Annotated in this window: 21 protein-coding genes and 2 pseudogenes; 16 read left to right on the plus strand and 7 right to left on the minus strand. The window is 63.6% G+C overall.

All coding sequences use genetic code 11. The features are described from left to right. Positions 1-107: 107 nt before the first annotated feature. The gene (locus ACVWYI_RS21165; protein ID WP_456663100.1) at positions 108-1,223 is read right to left on the minus strand and encodes an alpha/beta fold hydrolase; all 1,116 of its coding nucleotides are present in this window, start codon (positions 1,221-1,223) and stop codon (positions 108-110) included. Between the two features lie 16 nt (positions 1,224-1,239). Next, the gene (pncA, locus tag ACVWYI_RS21170) at positions 1,240-1,878 is read right to left on the minus strand and encodes a bifunctional nicotinamidase/pyrazinamidase (protein WP_354106159.1); all 639 of its coding nucleotides are present in this window, start codon (positions 1,876-1,878) and stop codon (positions 1,240-1,242) included. A 245-nt stretch (positions 1,879-2,123) separates the two neighbouring features. Here pncA and glk point away from each other — a divergent pair, with 245 nt between their 5' ends. The 3 genes from glk (at position 2,124) to ACVWYI_RS21185 (ending at position 3,729) form a co-directional block, all read left to right on the plus strand. Then, on the plus strand, positions 2,124-3,095 hold the full coding sequence (glk, locus tag ACVWYI_RS21175) for a glucokinase (protein WP_456663101.1): 972 nt from the start codon (positions 2,124-2,126) through the stop codon (positions 3,093-3,095). Positions 3,096-3,228: 133 nt separating this feature from the next. After that, entirely contained in the window at positions 3,229-3,432 is a 204-nt protein-coding gene (locus ACVWYI_RS21180) for a hypothetical protein (protein WP_247346925.1), read from the plus strand. Between the two features lie 141 nt (positions 3,433-3,573). Continuing rightward, the gene (locus tag ACVWYI_RS21185; RefSeq protein WP_354047771.1) at positions 3,574-3,729 is read left to right on the plus strand and encodes a hypothetical protein; all 156 of its coding nucleotides are present in this window, start codon (positions 3,574-3,576) and stop codon (positions 3,727-3,729) included. A gap of 61 nt (positions 3,730-3,790) precedes the next feature. Here the strand turns inward: ACVWYI_RS21185 and ACVWYI_RS21190 are convergent, their stop codons facing one another. Together ACVWYI_RS21190 and ACVWYI_RS21195 are read right to left on the minus strand one after the other, a co-directional pair. After that, on the minus strand, positions 3,791-4,168 hold the full coding sequence (locus tag ACVWYI_RS21190) for a response regulator (RefSeq protein ID WP_354047773.1): 378 nt from the start codon (positions 4,166-4,168) through the stop codon (positions 3,791-3,793). 111 nt (positions 4,169-4,279) lie between these two features. Then, a complete protein-coding gene (locus tag ACVWYI_RS21195) occupies positions 4,280-5,071 on the minus strand; it encodes a Spy/CpxP family protein refolding chaperone (protein WP_456663102.1) in 792 nt (263 codons plus the stop codon). Positions 5,072-5,533: 462 nt separating this feature from the next. Between ACVWYI_RS21195 and ACVWYI_RS21200 the strand changes: the two are divergent. From ACVWYI_RS21200 to ACVWYI_RS21225, 6 genes and pseudogenes are all read left to right on the plus strand, one after another. Continuing rightward, a pseudogene (locus ACVWYI_RS21200) lies at positions 5,534-6,875 on the plus strand (ABC transporter substrate-binding protein). Positions 6,876-7,022: 147 nt separating this feature from the next. After that, positions 7,023-7,961, plus strand: coding sequence for a carbohydrate ABC transporter permease (locus ACVWYI_RS21205; protein ID WP_354106155.1), 939 nt, complete (start codon positions 7,023-7,025; stop codon positions 7,959-7,961). Continuing rightward, complete coding sequence (locus ACVWYI_RS21210) at positions 7,961-8,872, plus strand: carbohydrate ABC transporter permease (RefSeq protein WP_456663103.1); 912 nt, start codon at positions 7,961-7,963, stop codon at positions 8,870-8,872. The genes ACVWYI_RS21205 and ACVWYI_RS21210 overlap by 1 nt, the downstream gene beginning before the upstream one ends. Positions 8,873-8,892: 20 nt before the next feature. Beyond that, entirely contained in the window at positions 8,893-9,993 is a 1,101-nt protein-coding gene (locus ACVWYI_RS21215) for an ABC transporter ATP-binding protein (RefSeq protein WP_354047778.1), read from the plus strand. 34 nt (positions 9,994-10,027) lie between these two features. After that, complete coding sequence (locus ACVWYI_RS21220) at positions 10,028-11,017, plus strand: hydroxyacid dehydrogenase (RefSeq protein ID WP_456663104.1); 990 nt, start codon at positions 10,028-10,030, stop codon at positions 11,015-11,017. Positions 11,018-11,187: 170 nt separating this feature from the next. Next, positions 11,188-11,667 (plus strand): hypothetical protein, encoded by a 480-nt coding sequence (locus ACVWYI_RS21225; protein ID WP_456663105.1) that lies wholly within the window; start codon positions 11,188-11,190, stop codon positions 11,665-11,667. A gap of 2 nt (positions 11,668-11,669) precedes the next feature. On the opposite strand, the gene ACVWYI_RS21230 is transcribed toward ACVWYI_RS21225, so the two are convergent. Beyond that, positions 11,670-12,167, minus strand: coding sequence for a DUF1993 domain-containing protein (locus tag ACVWYI_RS21230; protein ID WP_247346932.1), 498 nt, complete (start codon positions 12,165-12,167; stop codon positions 11,670-11,672). Positions 12,168-12,281: 114 nt separating this feature from the next. Here ACVWYI_RS21230 and ACVWYI_RS21235 point away from each other — a divergent pair, with 114 nt between their 5' ends. The 3 genes from ACVWYI_RS21235 (at position 12,282) to ACVWYI_RS21245 (ending at position 14,675) form a co-directional block, all read left to right on the plus strand. Then, positions 12,282-13,076: a transporter substrate-binding domain-containing protein gene (locus tag ACVWYI_RS21235; RefSeq protein WP_456663106.1), complete on the plus strand. Its 795-nt coding sequence runs from the start codon at positions 12,282-12,284 to the stop codon at positions 13,074-13,076. A gap of 170 nt (positions 13,077-13,246) precedes the next feature. Next, a complete protein-coding gene (locus ACVWYI_RS21240; protein ID WP_456663107.1) occupies positions 13,247-14,143 on the plus strand; it encodes a DUF2147 domain-containing protein in 897 nt (298 codons plus the stop codon). 181 nt (positions 14,144-14,324) lie between these two features. Continuing rightward, positions 14,325-14,675: a hypothetical protein gene (locus ACVWYI_RS21245; RefSeq protein ID WP_456663108.1), complete on the plus strand. Its 351-nt coding sequence runs from the start codon at positions 14,325-14,327 to the stop codon at positions 14,673-14,675. A 68-nt stretch (positions 14,676-14,743) separates the two neighbouring features. Here the strand turns inward: ACVWYI_RS21245 and ACVWYI_RS21250 are convergent, their stop codons facing one another. Together ACVWYI_RS21250 and ACVWYI_RS21255 are read right to left on the minus strand one after the other, a co-directional pair. Further along, complete coding sequence (locus tag ACVWYI_RS21250; RefSeq protein WP_354047790.1) at positions 14,744-15,148, minus strand: (R)-mandelonitrile lyase; 405 nt, start codon at positions 15,146-15,148, stop codon at positions 14,744-14,746. Positions 15,149-15,171: 23 nt separating this feature from the next. Next, complete coding sequence (locus ACVWYI_RS21255; RefSeq protein ID WP_456663109.1) at positions 15,172-15,870, minus strand: ribonuclease activity regulator RraA; 699 nt, start codon at positions 15,868-15,870, stop codon at positions 15,172-15,174. Between the two features lie 247 nt (positions 15,871-16,117). On the opposite strand from ACVWYI_RS21255, the gene pxpB reads away from it, so the two are divergent. The 4 genes and pseudogenes from pxpB (at position 16,118) to ACVWYI_RS21275 (ending at position 19,854) form a co-directional block, all read left to right on the plus strand. Continuing rightward, the gene (gene pxpB, locus ACVWYI_RS21260) at positions 16,118-16,849 is read left to right on the plus strand and encodes a 5-oxoprolinase subunit PxpB (protein WP_456663110.1); all 732 of its coding nucleotides are present in this window, start codon (positions 16,118-16,120) and stop codon (positions 16,847-16,849) included. Then, positions 16,846-17,883, plus strand: a complete 1,038-nt coding sequence (locus ACVWYI_RS21265) for a 5-oxoprolinase subunit C family protein (protein ID WP_456663111.1) — start codon at positions 16,846-16,848, stop codon at positions 17,881-17,883. The genes pxpB and ACVWYI_RS21265 overlap by 4 nt, the downstream gene beginning before the upstream one ends. A gap of 30 nt (positions 17,884-17,913) precedes the next feature. Then, a pseudogene (locus ACVWYI_RS21270) lies at positions 17,914-18,685 on the plus strand (LamB/YcsF family protein). Between the two features lie 417 nt (positions 18,686-19,102). Further along, a protein-coding gene (locus tag ACVWYI_RS21275; protein WP_247772603.1) for an IS5 family transposase occupies positions 19,103-19,854 on the plus strand; the annotation gives its coding sequence in 2 pieces (ribosomal slippage) (positions 19,103-19,433 and positions 19,433-19,854; 753 coding nt in all). The last annotated feature ends 6 nt before the right edge of the window (positions 19,855-19,860 follow it).

Here is a 19,860-nt window from a genome sequence, read left to right on the forward strand (position 1 = left end):
AGCCGTCAGCTCCGGACCATATGTAACCCATCGAGCCGGTCCCGTGCAGGCCATCCGCCTTCATGCATAACGGACTTGCAGGCTCGTCCGCCCGGTGCCTGGCGAAGTCAGGCGCTACGAGCCAGCACGTTGGACAGATCGCCGCGCAGCCACTCGGCGATCCCGGGCCAGGCATGGGCGTGGGTTCGCGCGCCCATGAACAGGCCGAGGTGGTTGCTGGGCTCGGAGACCGCCGCAATGAAGGCCGGTGGCGTGCCGAGCAAACCGGCAGTGGCGAGCGCCTGCGCGGCCGGCACGACGTCGTCATCGAGCCCGGCCAGCAGGAAGATCGGCGCCTTGACGTGCTTCAGATCAATCACGCGGCCGAGCGCCGTGAATTGCCCGTTCGCGATCCGGTTCTCCCGGAAAATCCAGTTGACGATCTCGAGATAATAAGCGCCGGGCAGATTGAGCGTCTCGGCGTCCCAGCGCTCGAACCGCGCGAGCAGCGTTGCGCTCCCCTCAGCCGCAAGGTCCACCTGCAACGCCGCGGCGATGTCGTCGCGGCTCGGCGCCTTGGACCAGACACGTCGCATCTCCTCGCCGCTGACATTACCGCCGCCGCGTGCGACGAGCTGGTCATAGAGCATTTCGGGAGCGTCGCGGGCGAGCTGCGACAGCCTGGACTCGATCGAGAGGTCGACCGGCGCGCCGACCAGGACCAGCCGCCGCACCTTGGCGGGAAAGCGCGCCGCGTAGAGCAGCGAGAGCCAGCCGCCCTGGCACAGGCCGACGAGATCGACCGGCGCGCCGATCTCGTCGATGGCGACGTTGAGATCGCCGAGATAGCTGTCGATCGAGAGATAGCGCATCTCGGGCGTGGCTGACCGCCAGTCGGCGAGATAGATCCGGTCGATGCCGCCATTTTGCAGGGACTGCACCACGCTGTGGCCGGGTGCGAAGTCGGCGATCAGGGCTCGATGCAGCGCATAGGGCGCGCAGACCAGTGCCGGCTGGCCGGACCCCGTTCGCGTGCAATCGCGCAAGCGCATGGTCGCGAGCTCCAGAGCAACGGAGTTGGCCGTGGTCCACGGCAGGCTGCTATCGGCCTGCTCCGGCGGATCGCGCTCAAGCCATCCGAACCAGGCGTTCATGGCGAGCTGAGCCGCTGCGAACGGCCACAGCACCGGGTCACCCGGGACCTGCCCCGGTGCGCGCAGCTGTTTGCCGGTCTTCTCCGCCATGGCTACGTCACCGTTCTCACAGGAATGCCTCGAGGCCGATGACTGGAATGCCGCGCTCCCGAAAACTCTGATGGGTCGCGCCCATCGAGCCGTCGAGATCGATGCCACAGCAGGCATCCTCGATGACGGCGACATCGAACCCCGCCTCGCGGGCATCCTCCGCCGAAAAGCGGACGCAGAAGTCGAGCGCGAGGCCGGCGACGAAGACGGTGTTCAACTCGCGTTCGCGCAAATATCCGAGCAGGCCGGTCGGTGTTTTCTTGTCGTTCTCGAACAGCGCCGAATAGGAATCGATGCCGCGCCGAAATCCCTTCCGCACCACCAGACTTGCGCGGGTGACGTCGAGATCGCGATGAAATTCGGCGCCCGCGGTGCCCTGCACGCAATGGCTCGGCCACAGCACCTGGGCGCCGTAGTCAAGCGCGATGGTCTGGAACGGCTGTTTGCCCGCATGGTTCGAGGCAAAGGAGACATGATCCCGGGGATGCCAGTCCTGGGTCAGCACCACATTGGCGAATTTTTGGGCGATTCGATTGATGGCGGGCACCACCTTCTCGCCGCTGGGAACGGCGAGCGCCCCGCCAGTGCAGAAATCGTTCTGCACGTCGATCACCAGCAGCACGTCTCGGTCGGAAATCTTCATCGCAAGGTCCATTTCAAGCCGTCCCGCGCGACCGGCGCCGAACGCTCCTCCAATGTCGATCTTCTCGGCAACCACCGCAAGGTGCGGCGATCTGCGCGAATGGCCGCCGTCATTCCCAAGAGATGCAACGGTTTGGCCTCGTGCGTGTTGACTAGATCCACCCGAGGACGGATTCTGAAAGCCGTTCGCATCTTGCGATCCGATAGAACGGAGGAAGAGGTTCCCGCAGCCGGCAAGGGCGCGGCAGCCATATGCACATGAGCATCGGCAAGACAGGACCGATTCTTCTCGCCGATATCGGCGGCACCAATGCGCGCTTCGCGCTCAGTCAGGGCAATCAGACCGGACCGATCGACTATGTGAAGGTGGCAGACTTCCCGACCGTTAGGGAAGCCATTGTCGATATCCTCGGGCGCCGGTCCGGCGGCGAACCGCCCCAAAGGGCCGTGCTGGCTGTGGCGGGTCCGGTGACCAACAATCGCTGCGTCCTGACCAACAGCCCGTGGGTCGTCGACGGCAACGAACTCCAGCCGGCCCTTGGCTTCGGCAGCGTTCACGTTCTCAACGATTTCGAGGTGGTGGCCTGGTCCCTGCCTGCCCTGCAGCCTGCCGACCTGATCCCGCTCGGCGGACAGGATGGCCTTCCCGGAGAGCCGTTGCTGGTGGTCGGGCCTGGAACCGGCTTTGGCGTCTCCTGCCTGGTCGAGCGCCATGGCGCACGGCTGGCCGTCGTCACCGAAGCCGGCCACGCGACCCTGCCGGCGGAGAACGAGCACGAGGAACGTGTGATCGCGTCCATGCGACGACGCCTCGGCCATGTCTCCATCGAGCGCGGCGCACTGTCCGGCTCCGGCCTGCAAAGCCTCTACGAAGCGCTGTCCGAAGTTGAAGGCGCTCAGGTGCCGCATCGCGATGCTGCCGCCATTACCAAGGCGGCCCTGGAAGGCAGTTGCGAACTCAGCCGCGCGACCCTGGGAATGTTTTGCGCCATTCTCGGCTCAGTCGCCGGCAATCTCGCAGTGACCTTCGGCGCCCGTGGCGGTGTCTATATCGCCGGCGGAATCGTGCCGCGTTTTCCGGAGTTCCTTGCAGCTTCCGCGTTCCGGGCGCGCTTCGAAGCCAAGGGGCGCTTCCAGGACTATCTACGCAACATCCCGACCAGGCTGGTCATGAAGCCTGACGCGAGTTTCGTCGGCCTGAAGATGTTTGCCGAGCACAACCAGCCTTAAGATCTCATACGAGTTCCAGTAATTCACAGCTCATTGCACCGAACGCGCGGTTCCATGCGGGATGGTGCTTGCGTGCATGTTTCGGATCAGAAACAATTCGGCGTTGTGTGTGGCGTAGTTGCGGGGGCGTGACATGCGTAAGCAGGATTTTGGTTTCGACTATCACCGCTATCACCGCCTGCTGATCGAGGCGGACGACGACGGCAAGCGGCTGGCCCTGATCGAGCTTTTGATCGAGGAAAAGGCGCGGGATCGGCTTGCTGCCCAGCGGGCTTCCGATCGCGCGGCCATGACAGCCCACACCATCGCCACGGTGCTGAAGAACGGGCGCCACTGAGGCGTGATCTCGTTACGGCGCGCGCAAACACGGGACCGATTGCGATTCCGTTAACGATGCATCGAAAGCTCGCGTCAAACTTTTTGCTCTAAGGCTTCCCTCACCTGATGCAATTCAGGGGCAACAAAGGGGGGAATGAACATGAGCATGATTTCGATCGCCGCGATGCCGGCCACCATCGAAACGCGTTTGACCGATTCTTCTTTCAAGACCATCTTGCTGTTCTGCTGCACAGGCCTCGTCGCCTCGTTCGGCCTGATGGCGCGCGGCATTGATCTTGGCGCCGGCCTGATGTGAGACCGCGACGAATTCCGTCGCAAAATGGCCGCCCTTGATGGGCGGCTATTTTCGCCGTCGCTCAGTGCGGCGTCTTCGCTCCCGCTTCCGGAAACATCGAATCGATCATCGCCTTGAGCTGATCGATCCCAATCGGCTTGCGCAGGATCGGCCGACGCCGGAGCAAGGACGGCAGCAGTTCCGGCCCGTAGCCCGTGGCAAACAGAAACGGCTTCCCGCGGCGCTCGATCAGGTCGGCCACGGGATCGACGTAGACGCCCTTGAGGTTGATGTCGAGAATCGCCAGATCGTACTGCGCGGTCATGGCGTAAGCGCTGGCATCCCGGACATTGTCGGCTTCCGCGACGACGTGGTGGCCGAGTTCCTCCACCATGTCCGCCATCATCATCCGGATCAACGCCTCGTCTTCGACCAGGAAAACGGAGAGTGCGTCCGCCATTTAAACCCCGCAATCAGCTTACGAAGCTAAGCATAACCGAATTGCGGAGAGGATTCACGAATTCGTGGCGGGCGCCGTTAATTCAGGCGCGCCCGATCCGATTCAACTTGATCAATCCAATCCTCGTTCGTGGCTAAGGTGCACCATCTCCTGTATGAAGACCTGCTTCTGCTTGTCATCGAGGCTCGAGTAGAGTGGCTCGGCAGCGTCGGCGACGTTGCGCTGGTCGGCAGCGCGATCGATCAGGAACTGCGACTCGTTGCGCATCTGCTCGATGATGTCGTCCGGCGGATCCCGCTTGGCCCGGGTAACCCGCAGGTTGAGCCGCTCCGCACCATTGTGCCCCAGGTAGTGCATGGCGCTCGAGAAGCCGAACCAGTGCTTCTCCTGATCGGGCGTGAGGTTCAGTTCCGTCTTGATCCGCTCGATATATGAATCACTGTTGGCAACGATTTGCTCGGCGGTCTGTTGCGGCGCGCCGGTCTGGGTGAGGACGGCGACGTCCTTATTGTCCTGCGGCGCATTCTTGGCTTCCTTGCTCGCCTTGGCGCCCTTGCCCGCCTTGCCGCTCTTGGCATCCTTGTCCTTGCCGGCGCCGGGCTGCTTAGAGTCCTTGCTGGCGTCCTTGTTAGAATCCTTGGCGGCCGGCGGCGCCTGATTGCCGTTATTGTTGTTGACGCCGAGCACGCCGGTGAAGACGCCGACCACGCCGCCGATCGCACCGCCCAGCACGCCCCCGACGGGGCCCGCGGCCTTGTTGCCGGCCGCGGCCCCATCCTGAACGCCTTTGACCAGGCCTTGTGCATGCGCGACCGCGGCTGCGCCGAGCAGCAACACGAAAACGGCCCCCAGCGCGAACCATCGTCGCAGGTAAAGCCGCGCGGGCGGCGCCGGGTTTTTCATTCTGGTCTCCATGGTCGATCTGATTGGCCTGTCGGGGTGGAAGCCACCCGCCAGTTGCAACTCTATCGTTTTCACCGCTTCGAGGTCTAGGCGCCGACAAATGCTATCCACGCCCGAAAAGTGTTTGGCGCGAGGCGCTTATGCAGGCTCGTTGGAAACTGCGGCGTAATTGCGCACATGTCGCTGCAGCGGGGCGGCGCAAAGTGTGCGTCGCAAAACGACCGACCGCGGTTCATGGCCGGCGCGCGACACCGAAGGCAATCCCACCTTCCCGGGGCACAACGTTAGTTCTAGGCGCAAGCCGTCCGGTTTTCTCGACAGACGCGATCAATCATGATCTGATCGCGCTACCAATCTGCAAAAACGATCAACAAGAAACTCCCAACAAGAAAATCAAAAGCAAAACTCGGAAGAGTTCAGAGGAAACACCAGAACAATAAAACACCCAAGCGAGGAAACGAGATGTCACGCAAGACACTGACGCGACGTCAATTTGTGGCTGCCACTGCAATGTCCTCTGCGGCGCTGATCACCGCGCCCTATGTCCGAGGCGCTTACGCCGCCGGCAAGCTCTCGATCGGCTTCTGGGACCACTGGGTGCCCGGCGCCAACGATGCCTCCACCGCCCTCGTCAAGGAATGGGGCGAGAAGGAGAAGGTCGAAGTCTCGATCGACTACATCACCAGCAACAACAAGAAGATCGAGTTGACCGCGGCGGCCGAAGCCCAGGCCAAGTCCGGTCACGACATTTCTCCAGATGCCGAGCTGGTGGCCACACGCCTATTCGGAGAATCTCGAGCCGCTCAATGACGTCATGGAGCCGCTCATCAAGCAGAACGGCGAGGTGAACGGCACCGTCAAATATCTCGGGCAGTCGGGCGGCAAATGGCTGGCAGTGCCCGCGACACCGGGAAGCCAGATCAAGGGCCCCTGCTCCCGCATAGACCTGATGAAGAAGCACGCGGGCATCGACGTGCAGGAGATGTATCCGGCCGGCAGTCCGCCAAAAGCGGACAACTGGACCATGGAGACGTTCCTGAAGGCGGCCGAGGCCTGCCACAAGGCCGGCTTCCCCTTCGGCATCGGTCTCGGCGAGACCACCGATAGCGTCGACACCGCGGGCGCGATCTTCCAGTCATTCGGCGCCGAGCTGGTCAACGCCAAGGGCGATATCACCGTCAAGACCGACGCGGTGCGGCAGGCGCTCGAATTCTACAAGAAGCTGATCGCCGTCCTGCCCACCGACGCACCGTCTTGGGATGATGCGTCCAACAACAAATGGCTGATCTCGGGCCGCGGGGCGATGATCCTGAATCCGCCGAGTGCCTGGGCGGTCGCCAAGCGCGACGCACCGCAAGTCGCCGAACAGTGCTGGACGCACGGCTTCCCGTCCGGTCCGAAGGGACGTTTTGCGCCCTTCCTGCCCTACTTCTGGGGCGTCTGGGCCTTTGGCAAGAACAAGGAAGCGGCCAAGAGCTTGCTCGTTCACCTGTCCTCGCCAGCGGCGATCGAGAAGTTCGTCGCGGCGAGCGGCGGGTACGATCTCCCGGCCTACGCGAACATGACGAAGTTCAAGACCTGGGCCGAGGAAGGGCCGCCGAAGGGCACGCTGTTCCACTATCCGGATCCCTACAAGCAGCAGACGATGTCGATCGCCGCGTCTCCAGCGCCGCCGAAGATCGCCCAGCAGATCTACTTCCAGGCAACGCTGACCAAAATGGCGCTGCGCTTTGCGCAAGGAGAGAAGTTGGAAACGGCGCTCGCCTGGGCGGAGGGTGAGTGCGAGGGCTTCATGCGGACCTGAGACGGGTATGTGCCATGGCGGTTCACGCTTCGCGCGTGAGCCGCCGGGGCACCCCTCGCTCGATCCGCTTGCCGAATGAAGCCGACGGCTGCGCCGGCTTCGCCATTCAACATGTCCTGCTACATGTCCTGCAAAGAGGCTAACGTCATGGCCGATGTCGTCGTTGAGCAAGGCCGTCTCGCTCGTGCTGCGAGGCCGCGCAAACGCGCGAGCCTGCGCAATGCAATGGGACGGAAATCGACCGTAGCGTTCTTCCTGACGCTGCCGCTGATCCTCCTGATCGCCCTGCTCGTGCTCTATCCCGCCTTCTATTCGGTCTACCTGGCGACGCTGAACAAGGCGATGACGAAGTTCGTCGGCCTCAGCAATTTCACCTTCCTGTTCAAACGCGAGACGTTCTGGATGGTGGTGAGACAGTCTTGCATTTTTGCGATTACCGCCGTGGTCTTCAAGGCGCTGATCGGCTTCATCGTCGCGCATTTCGTCCACAACATTCCCGGCAGGAAGCAACGTAAATGGCGCGGCATGCTGCTGGTGCCGTGGGTGATCCCGCCGGCGATGAGCACGCTGGCATGGCTGTGGCTGTTCGATCCCTCCTACAGCGCCTTCAACTATACCCTCTCGTTCTTCGGCATCGGTCCGATCCCGTGGCTCGGTGACACCTTCTGGGCGCGTTTCTCCGTCATCCTCGTCAACGTCTGGTATGGCGCACCGTTCTTCCTGATCATGTACCTGGCCGCGCTGAAATCCGTACCTGACCAGCTCTACGAAGCCGCAGCGATCGACGGCGCCAATTGGTGGCAGAAGATCTGGCACATCACCTTGCCGATGATGCGCAACATCATCGCCATCACCACGCTGTTCTCGCTGATCGTCACTTTCGCCAATTTCGACATCGTGCGTATTCTCACCTCCGGCGGTCCGCTGGACCGGACGCATCTGTTCGCCACCTGGGCATTCCAGGTCGGCATCCAGAGCAGCGACATTCCGCTCGGCGCCTGCGTCTCGCTGTTCATGGTGCCGATCCTCGCCGTCGCAGCGGTCTTCATCCTGCGCGATGTCAACAAACGTGGGAACGAAGCCTGATGAGCACGCTCGCAATCGCCAAGGCCGGACCCACACGCAAGGTTAAGCTTCGAAGCATGAGCCGCGACCGCACCTGGGCGCTGCGCTGGTCCTACTTCTTCCTGGTGCTGTTTGCGATCTTCTTCCTGATCCCGCCGGTCTACATGCTGATCACCTCGCTCAAGAGCAGCGCGGAGATCTCGGCCGCCACCAATCCGTGGTGGGTCTTTCATCCGACTCTGTCGAACTATGTCGAGCTACTGACCTCGAACCAGTTCCTGCGGTTCTTCTGGAATTCGTCGATGATCTCGATCGTGGTCGTGATCGTGACGATGCTGATCAGCATTCCGGCGGCGTTTGCATTGGCGCGGATGAAGTTCTGGGGCTCGGCGACGCTCGCGACCGGCGTCTTTCTCACCTATTTGATCCCGGACAGCCTCCTGTTCATTCCCTTGTTCAAGATGCTCGCGGTGGTCCAGGACTTCACCGGCATCACTCTGCTCAACCGCTGGTACGTGCTTGTCTTCATCTATCCGACCCTGACCGTGCCGTTCTGCACCTGGATCATGATCGGTTATTTCGCCTCGATCCCGAAGGAGTTGGACGAGGCTGCTCTCATCGACGGCGCCTCCTGGCTCCAGACCCTGACGCGGATCTTCATCCCGGTAGCCCTGCCCGGCCTGATCGCCGCGACCATCTTCGCCTTCACCGTGTCCTGGGCGCAGTTCCTCTATCCCCTGGTGTTCACGACATCCATCGACCAGCTCGTGCTGCCGGTCGGTATCACCACCACACTGATCAAGGGCGACGTCTTCAATTGGGGACAGATCATGACCGGCGCACTGCTTGGCGCAGCCCCGCCGCTGGTCATCTACGCCTTCCTGATGGACTATTACATTGCCGGCCTGACCGCCGGCGCGACGAAGGGTTGAGAACGAGGGGTTGAACTGCAATGGCCGACGTTTCCCTGCGCAAGGTGATCAAGCGTTACGACGACGTCGAGGCCGTGCGCGGCATCGATCTCGACATCTCCGACCATGAGTTCATCGTGCTCGTCGGCCCCTCCGGATGCGGCAAGTCGACGACGCTGCGCATGATCGCAGGCCTGGAGGACATCACCGACGGCGACATCATGATCGGCGGCGACGTCGTCAACGACGTGCCGCCGAAGGACCGCGACATTGCGATGGTGTTCCAGAACTACGCGCTCTACCCGCACATGACTGTCGCGGAGAACATGTCGTTCGGGCTGCGCCTGAAGCACTATCCCAAGGCCGAGATCAAGGCGCGGGTGACGGAAGCCGCCCGCCTCCTCGACATCACCGACCTGATCGACCGCAAACCGAAGCAGCTCTCCGGTGGCCAGCGCCAGCGCGTCGCCATGGGCCGGGCCATCGTGCGCAACCCAAAAGTCTTCCTGTTCGACGAGCCGCTGTCCAATCTCGACGCCAAGCTGCGCGTGCAGATGCGGATCGAGATCAAGAAGGTGCACCAGAAGGTGCGCACCACGACGGTCTACGTCACCCACGACCAGGTCGAGGCCATGACGCTAGCCGATCGCGTCGTGGTGATGAACAAAGGGCGGATCGAGCAGATCGGCACCCCGAACGAGCTCTACCACAAGCCTGCGACGCGCTTCGTCGCCGGCTTCATCGGCTCGCCGGCGATGAACTTCCTCCCGTGCCGGCTGGAGGATGCCGGCGGCGCGCTCCAGATCCGCCTGACCGACCGCATCGCCTTCGCGCTGCCGCCGGCCCGTGCCACGCGCTACAACGCATTGCCGCGCACCGAAAAGCTCCTGCTCGGCATCCGGCCTGAGCATCTCACCGAGTCGCATGCGCATCTTGGGCCGGGCGTCGAAACCTTCGACACCGTGCTCGACGTCACCGAGCCGATGGGCATGGAGACCCTGGTCTACTTCGGGCTCGAGGGTACGCCCGTCTGCGGCCGCGTCGATCCCAATGCCGGCGCTGCAGACGGGGCTCCCATGCGTTTGGCGATGGACCTCAACAATATGCACCTGCTAAACGAAGAGACCGGCGTCGTGTTGTGACGCCGGTTTTGGAAACGCGAGCAGGCGGGGAGCGATGTCGACCAACAAGAAGAAGATTTTCGTTACACAAACTTTGTCGCAAGGCGCGCGCACCCTCCTCACCCAGCGAGATGACATCGAGCTCATCGAGTTTCCGAACCTGATCTCCGCCAAAGACTTCGAGGCCTTGCTCGAGAGCCACGCGCCGGTCCACGGCGTGGCGCTTGGTGCCACCGCCTTCGGCGAGACCGAGCTCGAAGCCTCGAAAGACATGAAGGTGGTGACGCGGATCGGCGTCGGCTACGACGCCGTCGACGTTCCCGCCCTCTCCCGCCGCAAGGTGCCGCTGATGGTCGCGGGCAGCGCGAACTCGCCCTCGGTCGCAGAGCAGGCGTTGTTCATGATGCTGACGCTGGCAAAACGCGCGCAGGAGATGCACGCCTGCGTCAAGGACGGCAAATGGGCCGACCGGCTCGGCATGCTGCCGTTCGATCTCTACGGCAAGACCGTCCTCGTCATCGGCTTCGGCCGGATCGGCACCCGCACCGCCAAGCGTTGCCTGGCGATGGACATGAACGTGCAGGTCTACGATCCCTACAAACCTGCTGCAGATATCAAAGCGGCCGGCTGCGAGCCGGTCGCCGATCTCGATGCCGCGCTGCCTCACGCCGATTTCGTCACCATCCACTGCCCGAAGACGCCGGAAACCGTCGGCCTGTTCGACGCGGCGCGGATCGGCCGGATGAAGCCGAAATCCTATCTCATCAACACCGCACGTGGCGGCATCGTGAAGGAAGCCGCGCTGTACGACGCCCTGGTCTCGGGCAAGATCGCCGGCGCTGGCATCGACGTGTTCGAGGTCGAACCGCCGCCGGTGAGCAATGCGCTGTTTGCGCTGCCTAACGTGATCATGGCCCCGCATGTCGCCGGTGTCACGGTCGAGGCGGTGAGTCGCATGAGCGAGCAGACCGCGCGCAATATTCTGAGTGTGCTGGACGGCGATCCCATCAGGCAGAACATCATCAACCAGGACGTCCTGGGCTGAGCCGACCTCCGGGGCGGGCGGCCCACCCGCCCGCCTTCGGAACGCCAGAATGCGTCCCATTTTGGTGCAGATCGAGCCCTCACTCAGCCTTAATCAAACCCGCGTAATAGGTCCGGCCGCGGCGGCAGTGGGACAGACTTGCCGGCCGCGTCGAGCTGGAGGATGAACCCTTGTCAGAGATCGACCCGACCGACCACACGCTGGCGACCATCGCCAGCATTTTGGAGCACCCCGAGCCCGTCCTCGTCGTGCGCGAGACCGAGACCGTGACCGTAACAGAAATGGTGGTTGCTGGTGAGCATGTGGTCGCCGACGAGCACCCGATGGTCGATGAGCATCCGGTGGTCGAGGAGCAGCCGCTGGTGCCGGAGCACACCGATGCCGACGGCTACAGCAAGGTCGGTCCGGGGCCGATGGTGGCGATCCGTCTGAAATGGACGGTCCATCGCGGCGACGACAGCCAGTTCTACGTCCACGAAACCATCGGGGAGCAGTCTGTGCCCGTGATCAGCGGCCCGATGACCAGCGAGGCTGCCGTGCATTTCGTCGACGTGCACGAGGACGAGGCACATCGGCGCTTCGAAGAGCTGCGCAGCGAGATCGCCGGCCGCAGCTCGCTCGCCGACTACGAGCGCAAGGGCGAAGCCTAGGCTTATCGTCGTCCGAGATAATCCTTCTTCACGAGCTCGACACCTGCGTGCCGCAAGAGGTCGTAGGTCGTCGTCACGTGAAAGAAGAACTGCGGGACGCTGAAGGTCAGCAGCAGCGTCCGCCCGGTGAACGGCAGCTCGGTGCCGTTTTTCAACCTGAAGAAGACATTCCGTTCCGCCGCGGCATCGATCTCCGCGCGCGGCAGGCTTTCGATGAACTCGATTGACGTCGCAATGCGGGCCTGAAGCCCGGCCATGTCGTGCTCCAGCACCGGCAGCGTCACCGGCTCGCGCTCGGCCAGCAAGGCCGAAGCGACCGCGGCATGGCGGCAGGCCTCGCCGATCTGCTGCGCCAGATCGTACATGTCTGGTGACATGCGCATGCCGAGCAGGACCGCCGGATTGAACTTCCGGGTTTCGGCATAGGCAACGCCCTTGTCGAGCAGTGCGGACAGGTTGCGCAGGTAAGGCACGAAGACGCCGACCGAGGCGTCATACATCGAGATCGTCACTTCAAAATCCCTTCCAATTCCGCCTCGCCAGCGATGGGCATCTGGTCTAAATCCAAGCCTCAAGAGCTGCACAATGACAGCTCGGGCACGGGTGGAAAAGAGATGATCGTTCGGATGACCATTCGAATTTTGGCGGCTTTGGCCGTGGTCCTGCTGGCAAACATTTCGGCTCACGCACAGCAGGCGACGCCCTCCCGCCTCGACGAGATCGTCAAGCGCGGCACTTTGCGCGTCGGCATGACCGGCGATTACAAGCCCTTCACCTACCTCGACAAGACAACGCAGCAGTTCAGCGGCTTCGACGTCGATATGGCCGAGGCGCTCGGCAAGGCGCTCGGCGTCAAGGTTGAATTCGTGCCGACGGCCTGGCCAAAGCTGATGAAGGATTTCGAGGCTGACCAATTCGACATCGCCATGGGCGGCATCTCGGTCACGCTCGACCGGCAGAAGAAGGGCTTCTTCTCCACGGCCATCATGCGCGAGGGCAAGACGCCGATCGCGCGCTGTGCCGATGTCGGCAAATACCAGAGCATCACCGACATCGACAAAAAGGGCACCCGTGTGATCGTCAATCCCGGCGGCACCAACGAGCGCTTCGCGCGTGCCAACATCAAGGACGCCGACATCACCGTCTTCCCCGACAATACCGTGATCTTCGATGAGATCGCCAAGGGCAATGCCGACCTGATGATGACGGACGCCTCCGAGACGCGCTACCAGCAGAAGCAGCATTCTGGCGTGCTCTGCGCGGTGCATCCCGAAAAGCCGTTCGACTTTTCCGAGAAGGCCTATTGGCTCCAGCGCGACATGGCGCTGAAGGCGTTCGTCGACCAATGGCTGCACATTTCCATGGAGGACGGCAGCTACAAGAAGATCTACGCCGCCTGGTTCGATTAGGGCGCGTCCTCCTGTCGCTTGCCCCGGCCAAACTTTGGACCGGCTCCGGTGTTATTGAACCCGGAACAGCCGGAGCACGACTCATACGGTGACAGTGATCTAGATCACTTTTTGCGATCGCTCCGGGGCGTAAGCGTCGGTGCGGGGACCACCTGTTTCAGGAGACGGAAATGAGGAAGCTGTTGGCCACGGCCGCATTCCTTTTGGCGAGCACCGCTGCGCAGGCGCAGTACACCTTCGACTATGGCGGGCGCACCATCCGCATCGATCCCGACCGCGGCACGGTGCAAATCCCCGGCGTCTACGACAACACCGGCCAGGGCAAAGCAAAGAAGACCAAGGCCGATGCCAAGGGGGCTCCTAAAGCCGACCCGCAGGCACCGCAGCAAGCCAAGGCCGACCCGCAGCCGCCGGCCAATCCGGCGCCGGCACTCGCACCCCTCGCGGCACCTCCGGCGACCGAGCAGGCCCCTGTCCAGGCTCCCGTGGCCGTGGCGCCTCCTGCCCCGCCGGCGCCTCCGGCCACCACGGCTAACAATGCTCCGGCCGAAGACGCGCTTGTGCCGCCGCCTCAGCCGGCCCCGAGTGCTGCCCCGACGGTGGCCGCAGTACCGCCCGCACCGCTTCCACCGCCAGCCCCGACGGTCGCAGCCGCGCCTCCGGCTCCGCCTCCCGTCCCGGCGCCTGCGCCTGCCCCCGTTCAGTCGGCTGCAGTCGCGCCGCCGGCTCCCGCGGCCGCGCCCACGCGCGATCTCAATTCACCGCTCGGCGTCTGGCTCACCGAGGAGAAGGAAGGCAAGGTCCGGATCGAGCAATGCGGCAACAATCTCTGCGGCTATTCGGTCGATTCGAAATCGAACCAGAACGGCGAGCAGGTCTTGATCAACATGAAGCCCGGCAAGGATCAGAACAAGGACCAGAAATGGTCCGGCCGCGTCCTCGATCCGAACTCCGGCTCGACCTACGATTCAACCATCGCGCTGAAGGGCACCGATCGGCTGCGCGTGCAGGGCTGCGCCTTTGGCGGCATGTTCTGCGGCGGCCAGACCTGGACGCGTGCGAACTGACGTCGAGGCGACATTCTGACCGAGACAAAGGGGCCCGCAACGCGGGCCCCTTTGCTTTTGTCCGCCAAGTCGTTTGCGACGTGCGCGACGTCACAGAGCCCGTCGCGCGCGTGACAGCCCTCACATCGCCGTTTCCGCGTCCATGTCACGATCCCCGCATGATCAAACCTAGGGGCGTGTCATGAACGGATTTCGCAAGGCTCTCTTCGCCACAATCATTGTCATCACGTTGCCGGCCGCGCAGGCAAGCGCCAGCACTTTCGACGGCGCATGGAATGTCCGTATCTCATCGTCGAGCGAGACCTGCGGTAACGGCTCGACCGTCTCGATCGGCATCAACAATGGTCAGATCGCGTCGAGCAGCGCCGCAGTGACGGCGTCCGGCCGCGTCGCGGATGCCGGCCGCATCAATGTCACCTTGAGCACCGGCATCAAGCGCGCCGTCGGCTTCGGCCGGCTCAGCGGCACCTCAGGCTCCGGCACCTGGCGCGGCACTATGTGCACGGGCACGTGGACGGCGGAAAGGATGTAAAGTGCCGTGTCCCGGACGAGCAGCGACACATCGCGGTACGCGATGCGTCTTGTCCCGGGGCACGAGAGTCAGCCGACCGCCGCCCCATATTCCGCGTCGGTCACCGGCTCGAGCCAGGTCGAGAACACGCCGTCGAGCGCTTCCTGCATGGCGATGTGGGTCATGCCGTTGGTCGGCGTGGCGCCGTGCCAGTGCAACTCGCCCGGCGGAATCCAGACGGTGTCACCAGGGCGTATTTCCCTGATGGGCCCGCCCTTGGACTGGACCCGGCCGACTCCCGAAATCACGTAGAGCGTCTGCCCGAGCGGATGGTGATGCCAGTTGGTGCGCGCGCCCGGCTCGAACGACACGCGCGAGCAGTTCAGCCGCGCCGGCGCGGGCGCCATGATCACGGGGTCCTGAAGGACCGTGCCGGTGAAGTGTTCCTTGGGCGCGCGGCGGGTCGGCCGCGTGCCTGCGACAGTGATCTCCATGGGGTAACCTCGCTTGCTGTCTGTTACTTCTTGCTTGCGGCGTAGCGCGCCTTGGTCTCGGCGTTCATGGGATAGAGGCCCGGGAGCACCGCGCCGTTGTTCACCTCGTTGACGATCCAGGCTTCCATCCGCTCCTGCTCGACACTCTCATTGAGCACGTGTTCGAGCATCGCCTGCGGGATCAGCACGCAGCCGTCCTGGTCGGCGACCACGATGTCGTTCGGGAATACCGCAACGCCGCCGCAGCCGATCGGTTCGCCCCAGCCGACGAAGGTCAGGCCGGCAACCGACGGCGGCGCGGCATAGCCGTCGCACCAGACCGGCAGACCGGTACCAAGCACGCCCTCGACGTCACGCACGACGCCGTCGGTGACGAGTGCTGTGACGCCGCGCTTCATCATGCGCGCGCACAGGATGTCGCCGAAGATGCCGGCATCGGTGATCCCCATGGCGTCGACCACGGCGATGCAGCCCTCCGGCATTGCTTCGATCGCGGTGCGGGTCGAGATCGGCGACGACCAGGATTCCGGCGTCGCCAGATCCTCGCGCGCCGGCACGAAGCGCAGCGTGAAGGCCGGTCCCACCAGGCGCGGCAGACCCGGGCGCAGCGGACGCGCGCCGCGCATCCAGATGTTGCGCAGGCCCTTCTTCAGCAGGACCGTAGTGATTGTGGCAGTGGTGATGCCGGCGAGGGTCTTGCGGGCTTCGGGGGACAGCGACATGGAAACAGACGAGCTCCGGATGGGCGGGAATGAACGCGCGCATCTTGCGAGGTGCGGGCGTGCCGTCAAGGGCCAAGAAGGTACCAATCATGCAGAGCCGCAGCGCTGTTATGCGTCGCGATAACAAGGCTTTATCGTCTTCCCCTGCATTAATTTATTGGACTTGGCGGCGCATTTACGCGAAGCAGGAAGAAGCGGAACTCAAGGCCGAGCCCGCGTATCTCCAGAAGCCCGATTTCGACAGCCCATGTCCGCGACGCTTCCCCCGCCCCGCCTTCTGCCCAGTGGCGACAGCGCCGTCACGGTTGAATTCAGCCGTACCATCGACGACGCCGCTAACCAGCGCGTGCTGGCACTCGACAAGGCGCTCGCAGCAAGCCCCATCGACGGCGTCACCGAGTCCGTGCCGACCTATCGCTCGCTGCTGGTGCACTACGACCCCGGCAAGATCGGCTTTGACGCACTCGGCGACAAGCTGCTCGCGCTCGCCAGCCAACCGGTGCCGCCGGCCACCAATGCGCGCCGCTGGCGCATTCCCGTCGCCTATGGCGGCGAGCACGGCATTGACCTCGAGGATGTCGCGAAGGCGCTGAACACCACGCCCGACGACATCGTCGCCCGCCACGTCGCCGGCGACTATAAGGTCGCCATGATCGGCTTCACACCGGGCTGGTCCTATCTCAGCGGCCTCGACAAATCCCTGCAGATGTCGCGGCGGCAGAATCCGCGGCTGCTGACGCCTGCCGGCACAATCTCGATCGGCGGCATCCAGGCCGGAATCCAGTGCCTAGCAGCGCCGAGCGGCTGGCACCTGCTCGGCCGCACACCGGTGCGGACCTATCAGCTCCACCGCAATCCGACCTTCCTCACCGAACCCGGCGATCGCGTGACGTTTTTCGCAATCGACCACAAGGCGTTCGAGGAACAGGACCGCGCCGCCGAGGCCGGCGAGATCATTGCCGAGCAGGTGGTCGCATGAGCCGGCTTGTGATCGCCAGCATCGGGCCTGCAAGCTCCGTCCAGGATGGCGGACGCCACGGAGCGCAACGCTATGGCCTGACGGTCAGCGGGGCAATGGACCGTCTGTCGCTCGCGGCAGCAAACACGCTTGTCGGCAACGAACCGTTCGCAGCCGTTGTCGAGGTCGGCCCGTTCGGCGCTTCGTTCACCGCGCGCGACGGTGCCGTGCGCGTCGCAATTTCAGGTGCGCCGCGCAATGCGGACATCGCCGGCAGTCCGGTCGGCATGGACACATCGGTGACGCTGAAGGACGGCGAGACGCTGACGCTGGGTTTTGCTCGCGGCGGTGCGTTCACCTATCTGGCGATCGAAGGCGGGATCAAGGGCGAGCCGGTATTTGGCAGTCTCGCGGTCAACGCCCGCGCCGGCCTCGGCAGCCCCTACCCGCGCCCGCTCCAGGCCGGTGACGAATTATCTGTCAGCGCCGCAAGCGGTGCGCCGGAGCTGCGCATCGAACTGCCGAAGCCATCGAGCGGTCCGATCCGCGTCCTGCTGGGACCGCAGGACGACGAGTTCGACGACGCCAACAAGGCGCTGTTCCTCGACAGCGAGTGGAAGATCTCGGCGACCTCCGATCGCATGGGCTACCGGCTCGAAGGCCCCGCGATCAAGCATCAGCACGGCCACAACATCGTCTCCGACGGCACGGTCAACGGCAGCATCCAGGTGCCCGGCAACGGCGCGCCGATCGCGCTGATGATGGACCGCGGCACCTCCGGCGGCTACCCGAAGATCGCAACCGTGATCACGGCCGATGTCGGCCGCCTCGCGCAGACCTCGGCAGGAACGGCGTTCCGCTTCGAGGCGATCAGCATGGCCGAGGCGCAGGACGAGGCGAAGAAATTCGCGCAAACCGTCCGCAGCCTGCCCGATCGCCTGCGCTCTGCCGACACCGTCGCGCTCAACATCGAGGCGCTCAGCGATGCCAACGTCGCGGGTTATGCTGTAAGTGCCGTCGATGCCGCGACCTGGCAGGTCGCGGCCGAGCCGTAAACGACAAGAAGACCAAAGGCGGAGGACACCATGAAGACGATCGATCTCAATTGCGATCTCGGCGAAGGTTTTGGCGCGTGGGAGATGGGCAACGACGCTGCGATGATCGAGCTGGCGAGCTCGGTCAACGTCGCCTGTGGGTTTCATGCCGGCGACCCCGACATCATGCGCCGGACAGTCGAGCTTGCGAAGGCGCGCGGCGTCTCGGTCGGCGCACATCCCGGCTATCGCGACCTGCACGGTTTTGGCCGGCATCCGATCGCGGGGCTAAAAGCCTCCGAGATCGAGAACCTCGTCGCCTACCAGATCGGCGCGTTGCAGGCGATCGCGACGGCCGCCGGCCACAAGGTGACGCATGTGAAGGCGCATGGCGCGCTCTCCAACGTCGCCTGCGAGGACGACATGACCGCGAAGGCGATCGCAGCCGGCATCAAAGGCGGTCGATCCCGGCCTGATTTTCGTCGTGCTCGCCAATTCGAAGTTGGTGAAGGCCGGCGAAGACGCCAATCTGCCGATGGTGCACGAGGTGTTCGCCGACCGCGCCTATGAGGACGACGGCAACCTCGTCTCGCGCAAGAAGCCTGGCGCGGTGCTGCACGACGCCAAGGCCATCGCCGACCGCGTGGTGCGCATGGTGCAGGATGGCGCAGTGGTCTCGGTGACGGGCAAGGTCATCAAGATGCGCACCGACACGGTCTGCATCCACGGCGATACGCCGGGAGCAGTCGACATCGCGCGCGGCCTCCGTCAGGCCTTGAAGGATGCGGGAATCGAAGTGGCGCCGTTCAAGCGCGGGGCGTGATCAGAACGGGTGTACCGAGAGCGTGCCGAACACGATGGCCGCGATGACGGCGAAGGCGCTGTACATCGCGGCATGATGCATGCTCGCCGCGGTCCGCCGCGAGAGCGAGCGCGCGTAGAAGTGCAGCCTGGCCTTCCGCCGATAATTCGCGCATGGTCGATCTCCAACGCCGCATTTGCGGCATTATGAAGGATCAATCCGGGTGGTGGGCAAGACACCCGCGGAAATAGCGATGCGGGTTCTCCTAAGAAGCCCAATCGAAGATGCAAATTCTCCTCGCGGGCGGGTTCCGAGCATCTTATTCGTTAAAGTCCGAGGCGATCGGAACCGACCGGCCCGCCTGTGCTCGTTGCCGCGCCTTAGGGTCTGTTGGGATTCAGGATTCTCATCGGGGCTTGGTTGTGATTCAAGCTTGGGATGGACCGATTCGTTTTGACTGACGCCCAATGGGCGAAGATGGAGCCGCATTGTCTTGGCAAGCCGGGAGATCCGGGCCGCAGCGGCAAGGACAACCGACTGTTTGTTGAGGCCGTTCTGTGGATCGCCCGAACCGGCAGTCCCTGGCGGGATCTGCCGGCGATGTTCGGCCACTGGAATAGCACATTCACGCGCTTTCGCGACTGGGTGAAGGCGGATGTCTGGAAGCGGCTGTTCGAGGCCATCTCCGACGATCCCGACATGGAATACGCCATGGTCGACGCCACCATCGTCAAGGTCCACCGCCACGGTCAGGGCGCAAAAGGGGGACGCAAAGCCAGGCGATCGGCCGCTCGAAAGGCGGCATGACCACCAAAATTCTGGCGCTCACCGATGCGCTCGGCAATCTCGTGCGCTTCGTGCTCCTGCCGGGACAGCGTTTCGATACGGTGGGCGTGCCGCCGCTCATCGAGGGATTGGCCTTCAACGCGCTGATCGCTGATAAGGCCTTCGATAGCAACGCCATCATCGCCGAACTCGAAGCGCGTGGCGCCAAAGTCGTCATCTCCCAGCATCCGCGCCGTGCACAGCCTCTCGCCATCGACAAGGAGATGTACAAATGGCGGCATCTCATCGAGAACTTCTTCGGCAAGCTCAAGGAATTCAAGCGCATCGCAATGCGCGCCGACAAGACCGACCAGAGCTTCACTTCAATGATCTATCTGGCCGCGGCCGCGATAAACTCCAGATGAATCCCA

The organism is Bradyrhizobium sp. LB13.1 (assembly GCF_054056815.1).

Bases quoted from the DNA above. Each gene is read 5' to 3' on its own strand.
- ACVWYI_RS21215 (WP_354047778.1), top strand. From the start codon at position 8,893: ATGGCCGACGTTTCCCTGCGCAAGGTGATCAAGCGTTACGACGACGTC.
- glk (WP_456663101.1), top strand. From the start codon at position 2,124: ATGAGCATCGGCAAGACAGGACCGATTCTTCTCGCCGATATCGGCGGC.
- ACVWYI_RS21250 (WP_354047790.1), bottom strand. From the start codon at position 15,148: ATGGAGATCACTGTCGCAGGCACGCGGCCGACCCGCCGCGCGCCCAAG.
- ACVWYI_RS21190 (WP_354047773.1), bottom strand. From the start codon at position 4,168: ATGGCGGACGCACTCTCCGTTTTCCTGGTCGAAGACGAGGCGTTGATC.
- ACVWYI_RS21185 (WP_354047771.1), top strand. From the start codon at position 3,574: ATGAGCATGATTTCGATCGCCGCGATGCCGGCCACCATCGAAACGCGT.
- ACVWYI_RS21180 (WP_247346925.1), top strand. From the start codon at position 3,229: ATGCGTAAGCAGGATTTTGGTTTCGACTATCACCGCTATCACCGCCTG.
- ACVWYI_RS21210 (WP_456663103.1), top strand. From the start codon at position 7,961: ATGAGCACGCTCGCAATCGCCAAGGCCGGACCCACACGCAAGGTTAAG.
- ACVWYI_RS21165 (WP_456663100.1), bottom strand. From the start codon at position 1,223: ATGGCGGAGAAGACCGGCAAACAGCTGCGCGCACCGGGGCAGGTCCCG.
- ACVWYI_RS21240 (WP_456663107.1), top strand. From the start codon at position 13,247: ATGAGGAAGCTGTTGGCCACGGCCGCATTCCTTTTGGCGAGCACCGCT.
- ACVWYI_RS21195 (WP_456663102.1), bottom strand. From the start codon at position 5,071: ATGAAAAACCCGGCGCCGCCCGCGCGGCTTTACCTGCGACGATGGTTC.
- ACVWYI_RS21220 (WP_456663104.1), top strand. From the start codon at position 10,028: ATGTCGACCAACAAGAAGAAGATTTTCGTTACACAAACTTTGTCGCAA.
- ACVWYI_RS21245 (WP_456663108.1), top strand. From the start codon at position 14,325: ATGAACGGATTTCGCAAGGCTCTCTTCGCCACAATCATTGTCATCACG.
- ACVWYI_RS21255 (WP_456663109.1), bottom strand. From the start codon at position 15,870: ATGTCGCTGTCCCCCGAAGCCCGCAAGACCCTCGCCGGCATCACCACT.
- pxpB (WP_456663110.1), top strand. From the start codon at position 16,118: ATGTCCGCGACGCTTCCCCCGCCCCGCCTTCTGCCCAGTGGCGACAGC.
- pncA (WP_354106159.1), bottom strand. From the start codon at position 1,878: ATGGACCTTGCGATGAAGATTTCCGACCGAGACGTGCTGCTGGTGATC.
- ACVWYI_RS21205 (WP_354106155.1), top strand. From the start codon at position 7,023: ATGGCCGATGTCGTCGTTGAGCAAGGCCGTCTCGCTCGTGCTGCGAGG.
- ACVWYI_RS21265 (WP_456663111.1), top strand. From the start codon at position 16,846: ATGAGCCGGCTTGTGATCGCCAGCATCGGGCCTGCAAGCTCCGTCCAG.
- ACVWYI_RS21235 (WP_456663106.1), top strand. From the start codon at position 12,282: ATGATCGTTCGGATGACCATTCGAATTTTGGCGGCTTTGGCCGTGGTC.
- ACVWYI_RS21230 (WP_247346932.1), bottom strand. From the start codon at position 12,167: ATGTATGACGCCTCGGTCGGCGTCTTCGTGCCTTACCTGCGCAACCTG.